The sequence below is a fragment of the Acinetobacter sp. CFCC 11171 genome, assembly GCF_003268405.1.
Lineage (GTDB): Bacteria > Pseudomonadota > Gammaproteobacteria > Pseudomonadales > Moraxellaceae > Acinetobacter > Acinetobacter amyesii.
This window is the reverse complement of the sequence record NZ_LQXP01000002.1, coordinates 70,063-88,032: the sequence shown is the minus strand read 5'-3', so window position 1 is coordinate 88,032 and position 17,970 is coordinate 70,063. Positions and strand designations below refer to the sequence as shown.

Sequence of the window (17,970 nt, the reverse complement as noted above, 5' to 3'; positions counted from 1 at the left end):
AGGGGAAACAATATGAATCAGGAACCAACTGATCACCAAGAAGATGCCTCTGCGAATGCTGAAACATCCCAATCCAATGTCTCGAGTTCAAACGTTTCGTCTACAGCAAATACTGCTGAGGATACTCCAAAGAAAGTGAATACCAATACTGATGCAGAGACGAAAAAAAGCTCAGTGCAAAGTCGCAATAAATCTGCTTTGATCAAGCTCGTGATTGGCATTGTCTTAGTTCTGCTTTTGGCATTGATTGCATTTGGCTTATGGAAAAGTTATCAGCCCAAGCAGGTTGAATTACAAGGTCGAGTTGAGGCTGAAACCATCCACATTAGTACTAAAGTACCTAGTCGTATTGAAGAAATATATGTGCATGACGGTGAAAAAGTACAAGCAGGTCAAGCACTGGTTCGTTTAACCAGCCCCGAAGTCGATGCAAAGAAACAACAGGCTTTAGCTGCACTCCAATCTGCGCAAGCACTGCAATCCACAGCTGAACGTGGCTCTCAACAAGAAAATATTGATAGTTTATATGCCAATTGGCAAAGTCTAAAAGCACAGCAACAATTGGCGCAAACCACCTACCAACGTGGTCAAAACCTCTATAAAGAAGGTGTCATTTCACGACAACGCCGTGATGAAATGCAAGCTGCCGCAGTGTCTGCTGCACAAATGACAGAAGCGTCTTATCAACAATATGCGCGTGCAAAACGTGGCAGTACACCACAACAACAAAGCTCGGCAGATGCCCAAGTCAAGATTGCGCAAGCCGCGTTGGCTGAAGCCAATGCACTTGAGGCTGAAACCAAGTTATTTGCACCGTCCAATGGCACTATTTCAAAAACCTATGGCAAAGTTTCAGAATTAGTTGCAATGGGTGTGCCCGTTGTAAGCCTGATTCAAGATGATAGCTTATGGATTAGCTTAAATGTACGTGAAGACCAGTATGCTCAAGTGTATCAACTCAAGACCATGCAAGGATTTATACCGGCGCTAAACAAATCTGCCGAGTTTAAAATTGATCACATAGAAGCCGAAGGTGAATTTGCAACGATTAAAACCACGCGGCAAACGGGCGGCTATGACATTCGTAGTTTTAAAGTCCAACTGAAACCCGCTCAGCCGATTGCTGACTTAAAAGTGGGTATGAGCGTGTTGTTTAAAATTGAAGAGCGTAAATAATGTTTAGGGGCATTCTGCGTGAGTTTCGCTATTTGATGCAGCATAAATGGGACTTGTCTATGGTCACACTTGCCCCTGCCCTTGTGATTTTGCTCTTTACTAATATGTTTGCTCAAGGCAAACCAGATCATTTACCCATCGCGATCATAGACCAAGATCAAAGCAGTTTAAGCCGTAACATTACTCATTTTGCGCAGCTCAACCATACTTTAAAAGTAGCCACCATTACACCGAGCATGGACGATGCTGAAAAGCTTTTAAATCAGACTCAAATTTGGGGCTATATTCATATTCCTGCTGGCGCAGAGCAACGACTGGTTCAAGCAAAAGATGCAGAAATCAGCATTGCCTATAACCAAAGCTATTTTAGTGTCGGCAATAGTATTTCATCAGCCATGTTACTGAGTACACTGCAAGCCATGGCCGATTTTAGTGGTCATCAGTATTTAGAAAATACCATTCCCTACCTTGATGCACCGACGCCCAATGTCAAAATTTCACCCTTATACAATCCGGGTTTAAATTACGAGTTCTATTTAGAGCCCTACATGATTCCTGCGATTCTACATTTACTACTGTGTTGCTGTGTCGCATTTTCGGTTGGTCAAGAAATCAAATATGGCACTGTAAATCAATGGGTGAAACCGACTTCTGTCTTTCAAGCTTTAATCGCTAAAAATCTCAGTTATGTTTTCATTTTTACCGCTTGGACATGGGCGTGGATGTTGTGGCTAATCGCGTTTCGAGGTTGGTTTGTTCAGGGTTCATTATTGCTCATTTTGCTCGGGCAATTGTTTTTTTATACAGCCTATGCCTTTATCAGCTCTACTGTAGTTTTGGCGACACGTGATCTCACCAAATCTTTTGGTTTTATCGCTGTGTATGGTGGCTCATCACTGAGTTTTGCAGGGGTGACATTGCCGCTGAATAACGCGCCGATGTTTACAAAATTCTGGGCCAATATTATTCCCTATACGCCTTATGCCAAATTACAAACAGAACAATGGGTCATTGGTAGCCCAATCTCTATTTCAATCACACCGCTTGTCACCCTGATCATTTACTGTCTGTTCTATTTGGTTCTTGCCAGCTTCTTTTTACGGAAAGTACTGAAGGAGCAAATCATATGAATGTAATCGTGTCATTTCTATCAACTTTGCTCAGACACTATATTCAAAGCTTTAAAGATATTGTGAAGCACAGTTCGATTTTTACCACCTTAGTGCTTTCTGTTTTTCTTTACAGTTTTTTTTATCCTATTGCCTATCAAGCGGAACATGCAGAATCGCTCCCTATCATTGTGGTGGATGAGGAACAAAGCATACTCACCAATACGATTATTGGTGCCGTAGCCAATAGTCCCAATGTAGAAATTCGAGCTGTGACTGGTAATTTTGCTGAAGCTGAAAATATGCTTCGAAGTCAGCAAGCTGACGGAATTTTACTGCTGCCAAGTAATCTTTCAAATAGCATTCGCCGTGGTGAAACCGGTGGAATTGGTTTATATCTCAGTGCTGCAAATTTTCTGAAGACACAAAAAATTGGCTTAGGTTTAGCCAGTTCGATGGAAAATACCCTCGTCGAATATGCAGAAAAATTCCAGAGCATATCCGATTTTAGCCCGGCTTTATCTATCCATAAGATTCCATTATTTAATCCACTTTCAGGCTATGGTAGCTATATTTTCCCAGCGGTTGCACCCTTAATTATTCATCAGACGATTTTATTGGGTCTGTGCATGCTGATTGCGACCTATCGACAAAACACCACTTGGCGTCCGAGCTATACACAATTGGCTGGCATCTTCTTGTGTATTTTGACTATCGGGACTTTAGGGTGCTTCTATTTATTTGGTTTTACTTTTTGGCTGAATGATTATCCACGAGGTGGAAATTTTTGGAGCATGTTCATTGCTGTACCCATCTTCCTCAGTTGTATTATTGCGATGACGCTCTATTTAGCCACCTTTCTTGACCTGCCAGAACGTGCAGGACATGTCATCGTTTTTAGTTCTATTCCGCTATTTCTACTTTCGGGAACGGCATGGCCGCATGCAGCTATGCCTGAATGGATGCAAATACTTGCTCAGGTGTTGCCATCAACCCAAGGCATACAACTGTTCCTTCAACTCAATCAGATGGGTGTGCCTACAGTAATCGTCATCCCAAAACTGCTTTACCTCACAAGTATTGGACTGATTTTTTTATGTCTTGCTGTTTGGCGTTTAAAGTTTGCCAAAAGATAAAGCTTTTTGTGCTGTAAGACTTGTCTGGTCTCAAGCAAAATGCGTTCAAACCTATTCATCATGGACTCGAACGCTTTGCTTCTTAGCATGTCTCAAATTTTAATGCTTTCTGTCGCCAATTAACTGTATACATTTGGCGTCACAGTCGATGCCTCATCCACTTGAATATCAAAATCATCTGCATCTGAAGTGATCTCAGTAACCAAATCATCTGATTCTTTTTCTGCAGCATTTTCAAGCCAGAATCCTTTCACTTTATCGTCCCATCATGACCTGCAAAGACCACACTCATATACAGTTCTTTTTGCGGATAATCATATTTATACACAATCGTTGTGGTCTCCCCTTCTCCCAGCCGAGTATTTGCCATTCGCTGAATCACTTCCGCCTCAGCGCTAGGTTGACCTGCTGGAATCAGCTTTTTCATACGCGAGAACAGCTCCGGATCTGCCAGCATCGCATCACGAACATTTTCTTCAACCAATGCCAAAAAGCTATCTTGATGGGGTTGGTGTAGTGCTGCGAATAATTTTTCTGACTTGATACGCTGTGAGCTTGTCTCACTTGGTAGGCTTGATTCGAATTTTGCAATCAAGAAATCGCCGATTTTTTCACAAGCCGTTATAGGTAAGATTAAAGTGATGATGACGACTAATTTTTTCAACACCGTACAAGCCCTCTGGTTATTATTAAAATATATAAAGTTAAAATTTAGTTCGGATAATCTGTGTGATTTATAGAATTTTCACTGATTTATCTGCCTCACAAGTATAAAGCAAACTTCTATATAAAAATGAAAAATACAGGCTCACATTTAGTTTTTCGATCTTTCTAGGTAAATCAGAGATTTTGTGAAGTGTTTATTAATAACTCAATTTTATTCGTTTTATAAATTAAATTTAACAATCGAATCGTTTATACAACTAAAAATGATAATTTATCGATCAAACAGTTTGGTTTTGATCAAAATGGTTAGCTGTATTCTCATAAAAACTGCAAAATATTGTCGTATTTATCTCCCAAATTATTCAGAACTTTTTGTCATGGCGGACTCAGTCTGTCTGCAACATTTGTTCGTGGATGACTGTGGGCTTTTTTCTCCCAAATCTGACATAAGAGCTGATGTATGAAAAAGATTAAGGTGAGCCTTGCCTGGCAAATCGTGATTGCTCTCATTCTAGGTATACTTGTTGGTGCTTTCCTACACTATTCTCCTGAATATCGTGATGCTTTAGTTAATAACTTTTTGACGCCTTTAGGTTCAATTTTTATTAACCTTATTAAGATGATCGTTATTCCGCTTGTTGTGTCGATGCTTATTTTAGGTATTGCCAATACAAGTCACGGTAGTAACTTAGGTAAACTTGGTTTCAAAACAATTATTTATTTTGAAATCATTACTACCGTTGCTATTTTAGTCGGTTTAGTTGCAGCCAACGTATTCCAACCTGGTGCCGGCATTGATATGTCTGCATTGACGCAAGTCGATATTTCAAAGTATCAAGAAACAACACATGAAGTCAGTGAACATTCTCATGGTTTGATTCAAACAATACTTTCACTTATTCCATCTAACTTTTTTGCAGCTTTGACGAGTGGTCAAATGCTCCCAATCATCTTTTTCTCTGTGATGTTTGGTGTAGGTTTAGGTGCGCTTGATCAGGAAGTAAAACAACCTTTAATTAAAGTGTTGACCGCTGTTTCTGAAACGATGTTTAAAGTTACGCACATGATCATGATGTTTGCCCCTATTGGTGTATTCGGCTTGATTGCAGCGACTGTTGCGAATTTCGGCTTCAGCTCTCTTGTGCCACTGCTTAAACTCGCAGTTTTAGTTTATGGTGCAATCTTCTTCTTTATTTTCATTGTATTAGGTGCAGTTGCTAAATTTTGTGGCTTCAGTGTTTGGGCCATTATCAAGATCTTAAAAGATGAATTGATTCTCGCGTATTCAACTGCAAGTTCTGAAACCGTCCTCCCCCGTATTATGGAAAAAATGGAAGCTTATGGTGCTCCGAAACCGATTACCAGTTTCGTGATTCCAATTGGCTATTCATTTAACCTCGATGGTTCGACCCTATATCAAAGTATTGCGGCTATCTTTATTGCTCAGCTTTACGGGATTGATCTGACAATCACCCAACAAGTGATTCTGGTCCTGACCTTGATGATTACCTCTAAAGGGATTGCAGGTGTACCTGGCGTTTCTTTCGTGGTCTTGCTGGCGACTCTCGGTAGTGTCGGTATTCCACTTGAAGGTCTGGCATTCATTGCAGGTATTGACCGTATTTTAGATATGGCACGTACTGTACTGAATGTGATTGGTAACGCGCTTGCGGTACTGGTGATCAGTAAATGGGAAGGCCAATTTGATACTGAAAAACAAAAAAATTATGCCTCTCATCTAAAAGATGCCGCTTAATTTGATGACATAAAAAAGACGCTTAGGCGTCCTTTTTTACAGCTTTGTTTTATTTTTACCTAATTTTATTTATTTTTTTCGCCAAAAACTGAAATATTAAAATCTCGAATTTTGTTACTTCCTGCGGGTTTATCAAAACTTACATCATACTGTACAAGGTTTTTATTGGTATAACCGTACTCATAAGTAACTGTATATAAAGACGGCTTTTCAGTCGATTTTTCAATGTGCTTAGCCACTATATTTTTACGTGAGTAATCTTGTTTCGGAATACCTCGTGCAAATTTACGCAGCTCTTTTTCATTCTGTTCAAACTTCGCTTTGAGTTCTGGTTCAAAGTAAGTGTACAGCTTATCAAAATTGCCTTCACGTAATTGATCATAGGCAGCTTGGGCTACTTCAGTCTGTTCAACACTTGGGTCTGGTATTGCATTTAATGCTTTTTGGCCAATTTGGTCACAACCTGACAACGCTATGACACAACCTAGTAACAAAAAATTTGCCTTCATAACCACACTTATTCCTAATTTAAGCTTTTGAGTATATATAAAACTTCAAAGTTGATATTAAAATTAAGATATCTCTTTAACTTTTCTCTTTCCAACTTGTTGACAGTACATTAAATTAAACTCTGTTCACTTACGCAAGGTAAATGAGCTTCACTTTTAATGTATTTAAATAAAGTACCACTGAAAATTCTAAGGGTTTATTTAAGTACCAACTTTAGATGACTACCGATAATTTTAGCCAAAGGATCATCTTGTTTAAATAATACGGTGTAAAATACAGTTTGCTGCTCGTATTCATACTTAAGGTTTGCTTCAATTAGTTCACCATGCACACTATTTTTAATACTTTTATATTCCAACATTTTATAATCTAAAACTTTTTCAAAATATGGAATATATGAAGATATTTCTGGTAATAATGTTGGATCTTCTAACAAAGCTTGATAAAACTTCTCATCTGTTATTTTCTGGATTTGATCTAAATCTTTATCACGTATAGCAACATACAATTGCTCAATGTGTTTAAGTTGCAAAGGTGTCAGCTTATAAGGAATAGATGATTCTTTTTTTATACCTTCATTAAACTCTACAGACGTCGGCTCACTACATCCCATTAATGCAAAACAAATGACTATTCCTTTGGTTCTAATTAATTTTTTGAAATACATTTAAGTCACTATTCTTGTTTATATAAATTTTTGTTAATACTATTCATCTATCAAAAAGGACGCCGTAGCGCCCTCTTTTCTCAATCTTCAATTAGTCTTCTTCAGGCTCGTTGAGATCTGATTCATTGTCATTTTGATCAATAATCGTTGAGTCATCTACAAGTTGCTCAGTTTCGATTGCTTCCACTTCTTCAAAAGTTTCGTCTTCTTCAACTGCTTCGATCGCCACAACACCGACTAAGATTTCGCTTTCACCTAAACGGATCAAACGAACACCTTGAGCATTACGACCTGTTTGTGCCACTTCAGACGCACGTGTACGAACCAACGTACCGCCATCTGAAATTAACATTAGCTCTTTAGACGCATCAATCGCTACCGCACCAACAAGTTCACCGTTACGTTCAGATGTTTTAATTGCAATAACACCTTTACCGCCACGTTTCTTGGTTGGGAAGTCATCTACTGGTGTACGTTTACCATAACCATTAGCTGAAGCACAAAGTACCTCACCAGTTTCCGGAACAACCACCAATGACACTATACGGCTAATGAGAGCTGAATCAGAGGTATCTTCATCATCAGATTCTACATCCGCATCCTCAGCGTCTTCAGCTTGAGCTGCCGCACCAATGGTCACGCGCATACCACGGACACCTTTGGCAGAACGGCCCATTGAACGCACGTCAGTTTCTGCAAAACGAATGGCTTTACCTTCGTTTGAGAACAACATGATTTGTTGTTCGCCATCAGTAATAGCAACACCAATTAAGGTGTCATCACCATTGAGTTCAATCGCACGTAGACCGTTAGAACGAACATTCGAGAATTGTTCTAACTCAACACGTTTAATCGTACCGTATTCTGTTGCCATAAATACGTAGAAGTTTTTACGAACGGCTTCTGCTTGCTGTGCAAAGTCATTGATGATTTCATCATCAAGATCAGTGGTAGAAAGCTCTAAGCCCAACTGTTTCAATTGAACACGTAATGCATCAGACAAGTCATCTGCACCGTCTTCAGTCTCAGCAAGTGCAGCTTCTAAACCAGCAAAATGACTATTAATCACTTCATTGGTTTGTAGCTGTGCACTATTGGCTTTTACAAATGCTTTAAAGTCAGCCAAGCGTTCTTTAAATTTCTTCGGCGCATCAATCACAGGTAAAATAGCGGTGATGGTTTCGTTTTCATCTAATGGCAATAAGTTCACCATCGGACGACCTTTCGCACCACGAGATGCTTGAGGTACTTCATACACTTTCAAACGATAAACTTTACCCACATTGGTAAAGCAAAGCACTGTTGCGTGGTTTGAAGTCACGATCAAATGTTGGATGTAATCGTCTTCTTTCATTGAAGTTGCAGACTTACCACGTCCACCACGACGCTGTGCAGCGTAGTCTGACAATGGTTGAGTTTTTGCATAGCCTGATTTAGAAACAGTTAGTACCATTTGCTCTTCAGGGATTAAATCTTCACGAGAGAAGTCGATACGTGATTCCACGATATCGGTACGACGTGCATCGCCATATTGTTGAAGGATTAAAGCCAATTCTTCTTTAATCACGTTCATCAATAAGTTGAAATCGTTCAAAATTGCCGTGTATTCAGCAATTTGACCAAGAATTTCTGTATATTCAGCTTGTAACTTGTCTTGTTCTAGACCAGTTAAACGATGTAAACGAAGTTCTAAGATCGCACCCACTTGGGTTGGAGACAGACGATAAATATCACCTGTTAAACCAAATGGACGTGCTGGATCTTCGCCTTCAATTTCATCTGGACGGACAGATACCGCACCCGCTTTTTCAAGTAAGGCAACAACACCTCCGCCTGCCCACTCGCCCGCTTGTAAACGTTCGCGCGCTTCGCTTGGATTTGCAGATGTTTTGATGGTTTCAATGATCGCATCGATATTTGCCAGAGCAACCGTCAAACCTTCTAAGATATGTCCACGTTCACGTGCTTTACGCAATTCGAACATGGTACGGCGTGTAACCACTTCCTGACGGTGACGGATAAACGCAGCGATAATATCTTTCAAGTTCATTAACTTCGGCTGACCATTATCGAGGCAGACCATGTTAATGCTGAATGAATTTTCTAATTGGGTATTTTGGAATAAGTTATTTACAATCACTTCAGCGTTTTCACCACGCTTCAAGTCAATTGCAATACGCATCCCTTCTTTATCTGATTCATCACGAAGTTCAGAAATACCTTCAAGTTTTTTCTCTTTGACCAACTCAGCAATACGTTCAATGGTTTTTGCTTTGTTAACTTGATAAGGAATTTCAGTGAAGACAATCGTGCTACGGCCCGATTTTTGGTCTTCTTCAATGTGATATTTACCACGGATGTGCAAACGGCCTTTACCAGTACGGTACGCATCGACAATGCCTGATTTACCGTAAATGATACCGCCTGTAGGGAAGTCTGGACCAGAAATATGTTCCATTAACCCTTCAATGCTGATGTGCGGATCGTTGGCATAAGCAAGACATGCATTAATGACTTCTGTCATGTTATGCGGAGCCATATTGGTTGCCATACCTACAGCAATACCAGCTACACCGTTAATCAACAAGTTAGGCACACGTGTTGGCATGACTTGTGGAATACGTTCAGAACCGTCGTAGTTGTCTTCCCACTCTACGGTATCTTTCTCAAGATCCGCTAAAAGTTCGTGGGTCAATTTACGCATACGAACTTCGGTATAACGCATTGCTGCTGCACTGTCACCATCGACAGAACCGAAGTTACCCTGACCATCAACCAATTGATAGCGTAAGCTGAAATCTTGAGCCATACGAACAATGGTTTCGTATACAGCTGAGTCACCATGTGGGTGATATTTACCGATGACGTCACCGACTACACGGGCAGACTTTTTGTAAGCTTTGTTGTAGTCATTGCCCAATTCGTGCATTGCAAAAAGCACACGACGGTGAACAGGTTTGAGACCATCTCGGACATCTGGCAACGCACGTGACACAATCACGCTCATTGCATAATCGAGATATGAGCTCTTCAGTTCATCCTCAATGGCAATCGGTCTAATTTCCGATACGCTCATGCATACTCCTTGTTATACAAGCAGAATTCTGCCCGCATTTATATATCGTAAATCTGTAAAAATTAGTTCAAAAAATACTGAACCAATATCAAAAATCAAGTCGGACAGTATAGCATAAAAACCCTGATTTTTGTGCCAATCATCTTGCACTAGAACCATGATTTTTTGTATTTATTTTAAGCATTTTGATTTTATTTGCTGTGAAAAAAACCTCTACGAATAGAGGTTATTTAATGTTCAAAAAAAATCTTTTCGAAGCTTCAAATTTAGGCGCATAAATGTGATAAAAATCACTCTTTATGATATTGCATGACCTCTAATTCTTGAGGCACATGATCATGCTGCAACCATGGGTATGCTGTTAGAAACAAACCAAAAATAAGCGGAAATTCATAAACTTCTTCGATGAAATCTTTATAAGCCAAATCGTACAAAAATAAAAAACTGAGACTTCGACTATGCTCAACTGCATCAGAAATAAATAAGCCCAATATCACCAAGCCGAATGGCCAAATTGGCAAAGCCAAGGTTTTTAGTTTATGTACAATTTCTTGACGCAAATAAGGCGAAAACAGCATAAAGACGACTGGTGCAATCATGAATACCGAAATTAAACGAAAATACGGTTTAGGCACATCAGGGAAATAGTCACGCCCCCAGCTAATGCTACGACCAAATAGCAACAACCACCATGCGACAGCCCACAACCAAAATTGTTTCTTTCCATCTTGCATTTCAAGTGGTCGAATATAGAAAAAAGTAAAAATCGCAAAAAACAGCAATAACAATGCTTGGATCGATTCAACTGCTGTAACAGTCATTCCATCAAATAAAGGAAAAGAGATACTTTGTAAAACAGGAAAAAGTAAACAGCAGATCATCAGCACCAATACACTGACTGGTAACTGAAAATCAAATTTCAAAGGGAGACTCCGCCTAGAGGGCAAGTTCAATAAAAAAGCAATGTTAACACAAAATACACAATCCTTTAAGCTTGCTTTAAGTTTAAGATTCAAACTTGAAGGATAAATTTTTATTATTTTATTTTAAATCTTTGTATTTTTATAATTTATTAATTTCCATCCTATTACCAAGCGATTGCGCCTGCTTACTTACCATTTAAGTTTCAACATACGTTTAGCTTACGCTACAGTAGTGTCTAATACCAATAATAAGAAACACTATATGAATTTTGAACTACTAAACTAAGAATCCACTACCCTCATAAGCATGAAACATCTAAGTGCAATTTATATATTTACATTTACGTATAATTAATCGATTAAACATAACCAAGAAGACCTACTAATTCTTCAAACAATAAAAACGCCCCTAAACCATAAGCTTAGGAGCGTTTTGAACTGCGTTCAGAAATTAGATTTTAGATACTAATTCTGGAACTACAGTGTTCAAATCACCCACTAACCAGTAATCAGCTACTGAGTTAATTGGTGCTTCTTCATCCTTGTTGATCGCAACGATCACTTTAGATTCTTTCATACCTGCCAAGTGCTGAATCGCACCAGAGATACCTACAGCGATGTACAAGTCAGGAGCAACGATTTTACCTGTTTGACCCACTTGCATATCGTTTGGTACGAAACCAGCATCAACTGCTGCACGAGATGCGCCTTGCGCAGCACCAAGCTTGTCCGCTAATGGATCAAGAACAGTGTGATAGTTTTCACCTGAACCAACACCACGACCGCCTGAAACAACAATACGCGCAGCTGTTAATTCTGGACGTTCAGATTTCACGATTTCTTCAGAAACGAACTTAGAAATACCAGCATCACCAGTAGATGCAACAGCTTCAACTGCAGCAGAGCCGCCTTCGCTTGCAACAGCATCAAATGCAGTACCACGAACAGTCGCAACTACAACAGACTCGCCAGACTCTACAGTTGCAATCGCGTTGCCTGCATAGATTGGACGTTTGAAAGTTTTAGGACCTTCAACAGCAATGATGTCAGTGATCATGCTTACGTCAAGTAGCGCAGCAGCACGTGGAAGTACGTTTTTGCCCGTTGTCGTAGAAGCAGCAAGGATGTGAGTGTAACCCGCACCGATAGAAGCAACTAATTTAGCAACGTTTTCAGCCAATTGATTAGCATAAGCAGCGTCGTCAGCAAGTAATACTTTGCTTACACCCGCAACTTTAGCTGCTTGGTCTGCAACTGCTTGAGCGCCTGAACCAGCTACTAATACAGTGATATCACCACCGATTTTTTGCGCTGCAGCAACAACGTTAAGAGTTGCACCATTTAGTGCTTTGTTGTCGTGCTCAGCGATAACTAAAATACTCATGATTTTTATCCTTCTGTATTAGATCACTTTCGCTTCGTTTTTCAATTTATCTACAAGCTCGTCTACAGACTTCACTTGTACGCCCGCTTTACGTTCTGCAGGAGCTTCAACTTTAACAGTTTTAAGCTTAGTCGCAGGTGAAACGCCATAATCAGCAGGTGACTTAGTATCAAGCGGTTTTTTACGCGCTTTCATGATGTTTGGAAGAGCAGCATAACGTGGCTCATTCAAACGCAAGTCAGTGGTGATAATTGCAGGAAGTGCAAGTTCAACAGTTTGTAAACCACCGTCAATTTCACGAGTCACTTGTACTTTGTCGCCTTCAACTTTAACTTCTGAAGCGAAAGTACCTTGGCCAGCACCTAAAAGCGCGCCAAGCATCTGACCAACTTGGTTAGAGTCGTCATCAATTGCTTGTTTACCAAGAAGGATCAATTGAGGTTGTTCAGCGTCTACAACACCTTTTAGGATTTTTGCAACTTCAAGTGCACCTAACTGGCTGTCGTCAGCTTCAACAAGGATACCGCGGTCTGCACCAAGCGCCATAGAAGAACGGATTTGTTCTTGAGCTTCTTTAGGACCAATAGAAACAACAACGATTTCTGAAACAGTTCCTTTTTCTTTTAAACGAACCGCTTCTTCCACTGCGATTTCACAGAATGGGTTAATTGACATTTTAACGTTCGTTAAGTCAACACCACTGTTGTCCGGCTTAACGCGAACTTTAACGTTGGCATCAACCACACGTTTTACAGCAACAAGAGCCTTCATGTAATCCTCGGCTGTTTTAGCAAATGTAAATGTTGAGAAAAGTTATATTAACTCTTCACTTTAAATTTTTTAGGTGCCCTATCTTGCAATGTGTACGGCATTTCGGTCAAGTCACAATTATCGAAAGACCTGTAAAAAAGCGTAATTTCCTTGAACTTATCGTTCACATTTTTTAAAGAATGGTTCAGTTATCTAAAAAAACGCATTATTCAGTTATTTTTTAAGCATTGATTTTTATTATTTTTTTACTTGATTTAGCTCATCAAAAGATCTGATTTAATATCAATTTTCGATCAATCTTTCTGAAATAGAGCTTTCCCTCTACACATTCGGCAACATATCTAAACTTGTCATTTAAGATAGAAGCATAATGAATTTAGCGCTAATTTCACTTTTCCAAAGCTAATTGGTGGGTTTTTCTCTCTTTCTTATTCTTAATATGTGTCGATATTCACCACATATAAAAAAACCTCCGCCTTCACGAAGGTTTTAGTTAAGGCAATTATTTCTATTTACATTTGCTGTTTTTAATTGGCAATTAACCATGTCGCAGCAAGAGCCAATAAACCGCTTGATGTACCATCGATCCACTTTTGTTTGCGTTCATCGATTTCAGTTTTTTGTGTAATACGTGCAAAGACCACACTTAAACTACAATACACCACAAAAATCAGCCCAATAAAAATGAAGGACAAAATCAAACCTTGACTCACGGTATTCGCTGATTTATCGATAAATTGCGGCAAAATTGCAAAATATATCAACATTCCTTTCGGGTTCAGTAAAGCCGTAAAAAAGCCTTTTTTAATCGGGTTGGACGCTGACTTTTTCTCAATACTTAATTTTTTACTGCTAAATACTGAACGCAGCAAATGCGTTGCCAAATATAAAAGATAAGCAATCCCCAACCAGCGGATTGTTTCAAAGAGTAGTGGAAATGACACGATAATCGCAGCAATACCCAATGCCACCAAAATCGAGTGAACCAAGTAACCTGAACACACACCTACTGTTGCCATCATGCCTGCTTTTGCATCCTTACCCATCACTTGTGACAGGATAAAAAGCATATCGGGTCCTGGTGTGAAAATAAGGGGAATTACCGTTAAGGCAAACAAAGCAAATACAGACATTTCAATTTTCCCTTTCTATGTCCTGAAAGTGAAATTAGTATGTTTGAATCGCTTTAAAATAGGATATCAAATATTCTATAATAGATATTATTTTTAGAATTATATTCTATTTTATGAAGATATCTTCTAAGTCAATTCTAGTTAAACTAGATCGTATTGATAAAAATATCATTCGCGCACTTCAAAATAATGGCCGCATGCAAAATAATGACTTAGCCAAGGAAATTGGACTCTCGCCTTCTTCTTGTTTACGTCGGGTCAAATTACTCGAAGAAGCAGGTGTGATTCAGAATTACACCACCGTGGTCGATCCACAAAAGATTGGCTTTCAATTGATTTTATTCTCTCGTATTTGGTTGACTGGGCAAGATGCTGAAACCATCGATACTTTTATCGAAGCGATGAAAGAACTTCCTCAAGTCATGGAGTGCTACATTATTTTGGGTGAGTGCGATGCAATGCTCAAAGTAGTGGTGCCTGACCTAGAAAGTTACCGCAAATTTCAGTCTACTCACTTAACCAAGAAAAATGGCATCACTAGTGTAAAGACTGATTTACCTAGCCAAATCATCAAACAAAGCTTCCAGTTACCGTTAGAAGATTTGTAACCAAACAATTGATCTGCCAACGAGCAACTCAAGCATTAAAAACGACGAGGCTGATACTACAATAATGACAATGTAGTAACGCAGTTATTCACAGCCTCGAATGCAAATACCTAGCTATGCGGTATTTCATTATATTTTAAGCAAAGAAAAATAATGATTTGCGGCAAATGAACGAACACAATCTAAGGAGCCTTTGAGCTTAATTTCTTAAACAAGAATACAACTGATTGGATTTACAGGCTCTCGCTATCAAAACTGAGCGAATTGAATTACTGAACAGCAAAATGGGTTTGCATTTAGAGATTTTGTTTAGCATCATAAGTTTTGCAAAGACGTCCACTAGCTTATCTCAAATGTTCATTTGAAAGCTTAAAACTAAACGAGGTAGACACTTTAACGCTCTTCTCATAAGCATCACAACATGTCATGGTGCGGGTGACATAAGGGCTAAACATCCAAAACCAATGAAGATAGCCCATGAGTTGTTTATTTGACCAATGGTTTAGGCTGGCTGATTTTCCAAAAAGTCACGATGGATGTGGCTTAGGTCAATAAGTTCATACTTTGCCAAATCAAAAATACGCCAAATGGTGAGGGCATCTTCTTTACTGTCAAATTTAGCAGTTGCTTTATTGGTAAGCTGCCATTGTTTATCCGAAATCCAAATAAAGTATTGGCCCGTCGCCGCATTAAACGCCTGAACTTTACCATCGGCATTAATCCCTTGTAGCTGCGCACCTTCAGGCAATACAGCTTCTACTTCAGGCAAACTGATTTCAACAAAGTGTTTGATCTGGCGTAAGCCGTATCCTGCAAAAATTTCTTTTTGCTGACCATTTAACTGGTCATATTTTTCTTGAATATCTGAAATCATGGTATGGCCTATATATTTTTAACGGTACAGCAATTTAGTAAATGGCGAATTTCACTTCAGCACTTACGTCAATTCAATAATGGACAATTTTTATACCCGATAATTTGAATTTTTATAATGCGACAATAGTTCAAAATGTCGGTCAATTTTACCAATATTTTTTCACATCCTTATTTAATTTTCATGAAGTAGACCACCTTAAGATGCAAAATGTGAAATCCAGCCTGTGAATTTAAGCAAAATTTAGACCACTGAGTACCAAAGTCGTTTTTGCAATTGTTACGAATCTTTATGCTGTGCCCTTGGATGGGCCTGATCATACACTTGTGCCAATCGATCAAAATCCACATGGGTATAAATTTGTGTAGTGGTTAAATTACTATGACCCAACATTTCTTGTACAGCACGCAAGTCACCGCTATTGGACAACATATGGCTAGCGAAGCAATGTCGTAATAAATGCGGATGTAAATCGACATTTACACCTGCACGTCGAGCTTGAAATTTAACTCGATTTTCTATTTGTCTTACCCCCAGTGGATTACCTTTTTGAGTGATAAAAACTTGGGCTTCTGGGACAAAATCACCATGCCATGCAGGATATAATTGCAACCAATGCATCACAGCCTCTTTGGCTTTAGAACCAAAAGGTACAATGCGCGTTTTATTCCCTTTACCCGTAATACGTAACAGTTGGCGATTAAAATCAATATCTCGAATGGTTAAGCCCTGCACTTCTGCCAAACGTAAACCACTTGAATAGAGCAACTCCAAAATCGCTTTATCACGTATCCAAAGTTGCCGTTGAGTTTCACTTTCCGGCTCAGGCTGTTCCATGATTTGTTTAATGGTTTCAATATCGACCAATCCAGGTAAAGGTCGTGATTGGCGTTTGAGCTGAAAATCATCTGCAGGATTAAAATTGAGATAATTTCCTTGTTCTGCCCATTTCATAAATTGGCGTATCGAAGATAACATGCGCTGCAAACTACTTGGACTGAGCTGAAACTGTTCCACTTTATGAGCAACAAATTCACGCAGATCTGACTTTTCAACATCATGCAGTGGCAAGTTGCGTATTATACAAAATTGGAGAAAATCACTGACATCACGCTCATACGCTTGCAAGGTATGTTTAGACTGATTTTGAATTTCACGTTCCTTCAACCACATAGCCAGTAGTTGACTCTGATCCATCGTCATCTGTCTTCTCCCATTTCAACATGTGCTTTAGCGTTGTGGTACGCTCTCTAAAGCGATCTTACATATCTGTTTTATGAAAAGAGTCTAGCAAAGAACCCCTTAGGCTTACCATCAACACGTTGGTAAAAAGCTTGCGTTTCATTAAGCAAATACCCTTCTACACCATCCACACTGTGCGTATTGACATGGATTAAATCCACTGGGCATTGCTCTTTTAAACTGTCCTGTGTGATACGACCAATTTTACTGTGCAAATCTTGAATTTGTTGTTCAGATAATCCTGCTTCTAAATCTAGTCCGATCAGCAAAGTTGGTGAATCATCTCGAGCTTGATTCAGTATTTGCGCCAAATAAGCAGCTTTTACCACACGCTCTGTACCAAAAAAAATGCTTAATTGATCAATCATAAACTGCGGATATTCCACCGGCTGACCAATTAAAACTTCCGTATCTTCCGTAACTTCATAGTTTTCTGAGGGCTGAATATACTGCCCGTTCAGCAAATGTTGAATTTCTTCTGGTACAAAGTCCTTCGTCGCATCAGGTGATTGTGGATTCAATACAAGCCTTGCCCCAATGGTCATTTCAAATAATGCCTTGGTTGGTAGCCGGATATACGACTCCTCTTCAGATATTGCCAACCGCATTTTTTCCAAGGACGTAAAAAACGGGATGGCGCAATCATAAGTCTCATCTTCCCATGATTTCAATTGAACGCTGTCGCCTTCATCCAAGATCAAAGCTTCGGCAATACGTGAATCACGTCCCCCTGTTGTACCCACACAATACACATTGGCCGCTAATAATTGAGCTAAAAATTCGGGTCGATACGCAGGTTCATGTAAAGCTTTATGAAAAAGTTGCTCTAAGATTTCTTCTTTTATTTCTTCTTTTATTTCTTCGTTTATTTGTTCCATGTTGACTACAATCCCATTGAATTATAATTTTTTATTCACTTTTTATTTTATGAAAAAAAGC

17 protein-coding genes are annotated in these 17,970 nt (G+C 39.2%); 5 read left to right on the top strand and 12 right to left on the bottom strand.

All coding sequences use genetic code 11. The annotated features are described in order from the left end of the window. Positions 1 to 12: 12 nt before the first annotated feature. Genes AVJ20_RS01840 through AVJ20_RS01830 form a run of 3 tightly spaced genes read left to right on the top strand, consistent with a single transcriptional unit; the run spans position 13 to position 3,421 of the window. Positions 13 to 1,176 carry an HlyD family secretion protein gene (locus AVJ20_RS01840; RefSeq protein ID WP_111883932.1) on the top strand — a complete coding sequence of 388 codons (1,164 nt, stop codon included), beginning with the start codon at positions 13 to 15 and terminating at the stop codon, positions 1,174 to 1,176. Further along, positions 1,176 to 2,306, top strand: coding sequence for an ABC transporter permease (locus AVJ20_RS01835; protein WP_111883931.1), 1,131 nt, complete (start codon positions 1,176 to 1,178; stop codon positions 2,304 to 2,306). Before AVJ20_RS01840 ends, AVJ20_RS01835 begins: the two co-directional genes overlap by 1 nt. Further along, positions 2,303 to 3,421, top strand: coding sequence for an ABC transporter permease (locus AVJ20_RS01830; RefSeq protein WP_111883930.1), 1,119 nt, complete (start codon positions 2,303 to 2,305; stop codon positions 3,419 to 3,421). Before AVJ20_RS01835 ends, AVJ20_RS01830 begins: the two co-directional genes overlap by 4 nt. 119 nt (positions 3,422 to 3,540) lie before the next feature. Here AVJ20_RS01830 and AVJ20_RS18845 read toward each other — a convergent pair whose 3' ends face one another. Beyond that, on the bottom strand, positions 3,541 to 3,675 hold the full coding sequence (locus AVJ20_RS18845) for a hypothetical protein (RefSeq protein ID WP_265735967.1): 135 nt from the start codon (positions 3,673 to 3,675) through the stop codon (positions 3,541 to 3,543). Continuing rightward, complete coding sequence (locus AVJ20_RS01825; RefSeq protein WP_162689712.1) at positions 3,672 to 4,085, bottom strand: hypothetical protein; 414 nt, start codon at positions 4,083 to 4,085, stop codon at positions 3,672 to 3,674. The genes AVJ20_RS18845 and AVJ20_RS01825 overlap by 4 nt, the downstream gene beginning before the upstream one ends. A 462-nt stretch (positions 4,086 to 4,547) precedes the next feature. Here AVJ20_RS01825 and gltP point away from each other — a divergent pair, with 462 nt between their 5' ends. Continuing rightward, on the top strand, positions 4,548 to 5,843 hold the full coding sequence (gltP, locus tag AVJ20_RS01820) for a glutamate/aspartate:proton symporter GltP (RefSeq protein ID WP_111883928.1): 1,296 nt from the start codon (positions 4,548 to 4,550) through the stop codon (positions 5,841 to 5,843). A 65-nt stretch (positions 5,844 to 5,908) separates the two neighbouring features. Here gltP and AVJ20_RS01815 read toward each other — a convergent pair whose 3' ends face one another. The 7 genes from AVJ20_RS01815 to AVJ20_RS01785 all read right to left on the bottom strand — a co-directional run bounded on the left by AVJ20_RS01815 (position 5,909) and on the right by AVJ20_RS01785 (position 14,307). Then, positions 5,909 to 6,352: a DUF3887 domain-containing protein gene (locus AVJ20_RS01815; protein WP_111883927.1), complete on the bottom strand. Its 444-nt coding sequence runs from the start codon at positions 6,350 to 6,352 to the stop codon at positions 5,909 to 5,911. Positions 6,353 to 6,549: 197 nt separating this feature from the next. Further along, positions 6,550 to 7,020 (bottom strand): hypothetical protein, encoded by a 471-nt coding sequence (locus AVJ20_RS01810; RefSeq protein ID WP_162689711.1) that lies wholly within the window; start codon positions 7,018 to 7,020, stop codon positions 6,550 to 6,552. A 91-nt stretch (positions 7,021 to 7,111) separates the two neighbouring features. Then, on the bottom strand, positions 7,112 to 10,096 hold the full coding sequence (gene gyrA / locus AVJ20_RS01805) for a DNA gyrase subunit A (RefSeq protein WP_111883925.1): 2,985 nt from the start codon (positions 10,094 to 10,096) through the stop codon (positions 7,112 to 7,114). 290 nt (positions 10,097 to 10,386) lie between these two features. Further along, entirely contained in the window at positions 10,387 to 11,019 is a 633-nt protein-coding gene (locus AVJ20_RS01800) for a hypothetical protein (protein WP_111883924.1), read from the bottom strand. Positions 11,020 to 11,470: 451 nt separating this feature from the next. Next, positions 11,471 to 12,403: an FAD-binding protein gene (locus tag AVJ20_RS01795; protein WP_111883923.1), complete on the bottom strand. Its 933-nt coding sequence runs from the start codon at positions 12,401 to 12,403 to the stop codon at positions 11,471 to 11,473. Between the two features lie 18 nt (positions 12,404 to 12,421). After that, entirely contained in the window at positions 12,422 to 13,174 is a 753-nt protein-coding gene (locus AVJ20_RS01790) for an electron transfer flavoprotein subunit beta/FixA family protein (RefSeq protein ID WP_078192067.1), read from the bottom strand. Between the two features lie 527 nt (positions 13,175 to 13,701). Further along, a complete protein-coding gene (locus AVJ20_RS01785) occupies positions 13,702 to 14,307 on the bottom strand; it encodes a LysE family translocator (protein ID WP_111883922.1) in 606 nt (201 codons plus the stop codon). 113 nt (positions 14,308 to 14,420) lie between these two features. Here AVJ20_RS01785 and AVJ20_RS01780 point away from each other — a divergent pair, with 113 nt between their 5' ends. Then, positions 14,421 to 14,915 (top strand): Lrp/AsnC family transcriptional regulator, encoded by a 495-nt coding sequence (locus tag AVJ20_RS01780; RefSeq protein ID WP_111883921.1) that lies wholly within the window; start codon positions 14,421 to 14,423, stop codon positions 14,913 to 14,915. Between the two features lie 502 nt (positions 14,916 to 15,417). Here the strand turns inward: AVJ20_RS01780 and AVJ20_RS01775 are convergent. The 3 genes from AVJ20_RS01775 to AVJ20_RS01765 form a co-directional block, all read right to left on the bottom strand. Next, on the bottom strand, positions 15,418 to 15,789 hold the full coding sequence (locus tag AVJ20_RS01775) for a hypothetical protein (RefSeq protein ID WP_111883920.1): 372 nt from the start codon (positions 15,787 to 15,789) through the stop codon (positions 15,418 to 15,420). Between the two features lie 279 nt (positions 15,790 to 16,068). Then, complete coding sequence (locus tag AVJ20_RS01770) at positions 16,069 to 16,992, bottom strand: tyrosine recombinase XerC (RefSeq protein WP_111883919.1); 924 nt, start codon at positions 16,990 to 16,992, stop codon at positions 16,069 to 16,071. Positions 16,993 to 17,063: 71 nt separating this feature from the next. Then, positions 17,064 to 17,909, bottom strand: coding sequence for an enhanced serine sensitivity protein SseB C-terminal domain-containing protein (locus AVJ20_RS01765; RefSeq protein WP_111883918.1), 846 nt, complete (start codon positions 17,907 to 17,909; stop codon positions 17,064 to 17,066). Between the last annotated feature and the right edge of the window lie 61 nt (positions 17,910 to 17,970).

Bases quoted from the DNA above. Each gene is read 5' to 3' on its own strand.
- AVJ20_RS01795 (WP_111883923.1), bottom strand. From the start codon at position 12,403: ATGAGTATTTTAGTTATCGCTGAGCACGACAACAAAGCACTAAATGGT.
- AVJ20_RS01785 (WP_111883922.1), bottom strand. From the start codon at position 14,307: ATGTCTGTATTTGCTTTGTTTGCCTTAACGGTAATTCCCCTTATTTTC.
- gltP (WP_111883928.1), top strand. From the start codon at position 4,548: ATGAAAAAGATTAAGGTGAGCCTTGCCTGGCAAATCGTGATTGCTCTC.
- AVJ20_RS01810 (WP_162689711.1), bottom strand. From the start codon at position 7,020: ATGTATTTCAAAAAATTAATTAGAACCAAAGGAATAGTCATTTGTTTT.
- AVJ20_RS01830 (WP_111883930.1), top strand. From the start codon at position 2,303: ATGAATGTAATCGTGTCATTTCTATCAACTTTGCTCAGACACTATATT.
- AVJ20_RS01780 (WP_111883921.1), top strand. From the start codon at position 14,421: ATGAAGATATCTTCTAAGTCAATTCTAGTTAAACTAGATCGTATTGAT.
- AVJ20_RS01815 (WP_111883927.1), bottom strand. From the start codon at position 6,352: ATGAAGGCAAATTTTTTGTTACTAGGTTGTGTCATAGCGTTGTCAGGT.
- AVJ20_RS01790 (WP_078192067.1), bottom strand. From the start codon at position 13,174: ATGAAGGCTCTTGTTGCTGTAAAACGTGTGGTTGATGCCAACGTTAAA.
- AVJ20_RS01765 (WP_111883918.1), bottom strand. From the start codon at position 17,909: ATGGAACAAATAAACGAAGAAATAAAAGAAGAAATAAAAGAAGAAATC.
- AVJ20_RS01775 (WP_111883920.1), bottom strand. From the start codon at position 15,789: ATGATTTCAGATATTCAAGAAAAATATGACCAGTTAAATGGTCAGCAA.
- gyrA (WP_111883925.1), bottom strand. From the start codon at position 10,096: ATGAGCGTATCGGAAATTAGACCGATTGCCATTGAGGATGAACTGAAG.
- AVJ20_RS01835 (WP_111883931.1), top strand. From the start codon at position 1,176: ATGTTTAGGGGCATTCTGCGTGAGTTTCGCTATTTGATGCAGCATAAA.
- AVJ20_RS01770 (WP_111883919.1), bottom strand. From the start codon at position 16,992: ATGACGATGGATCAGAGTCAACTACTGGCTATGTGGTTGAAGGAACGT.
- AVJ20_RS01840 (WP_111883932.1), top strand. From the start codon at position 13: ATGAATCAGGAACCAACTGATCACCAAGAAGATGCCTCTGCGAATGCT.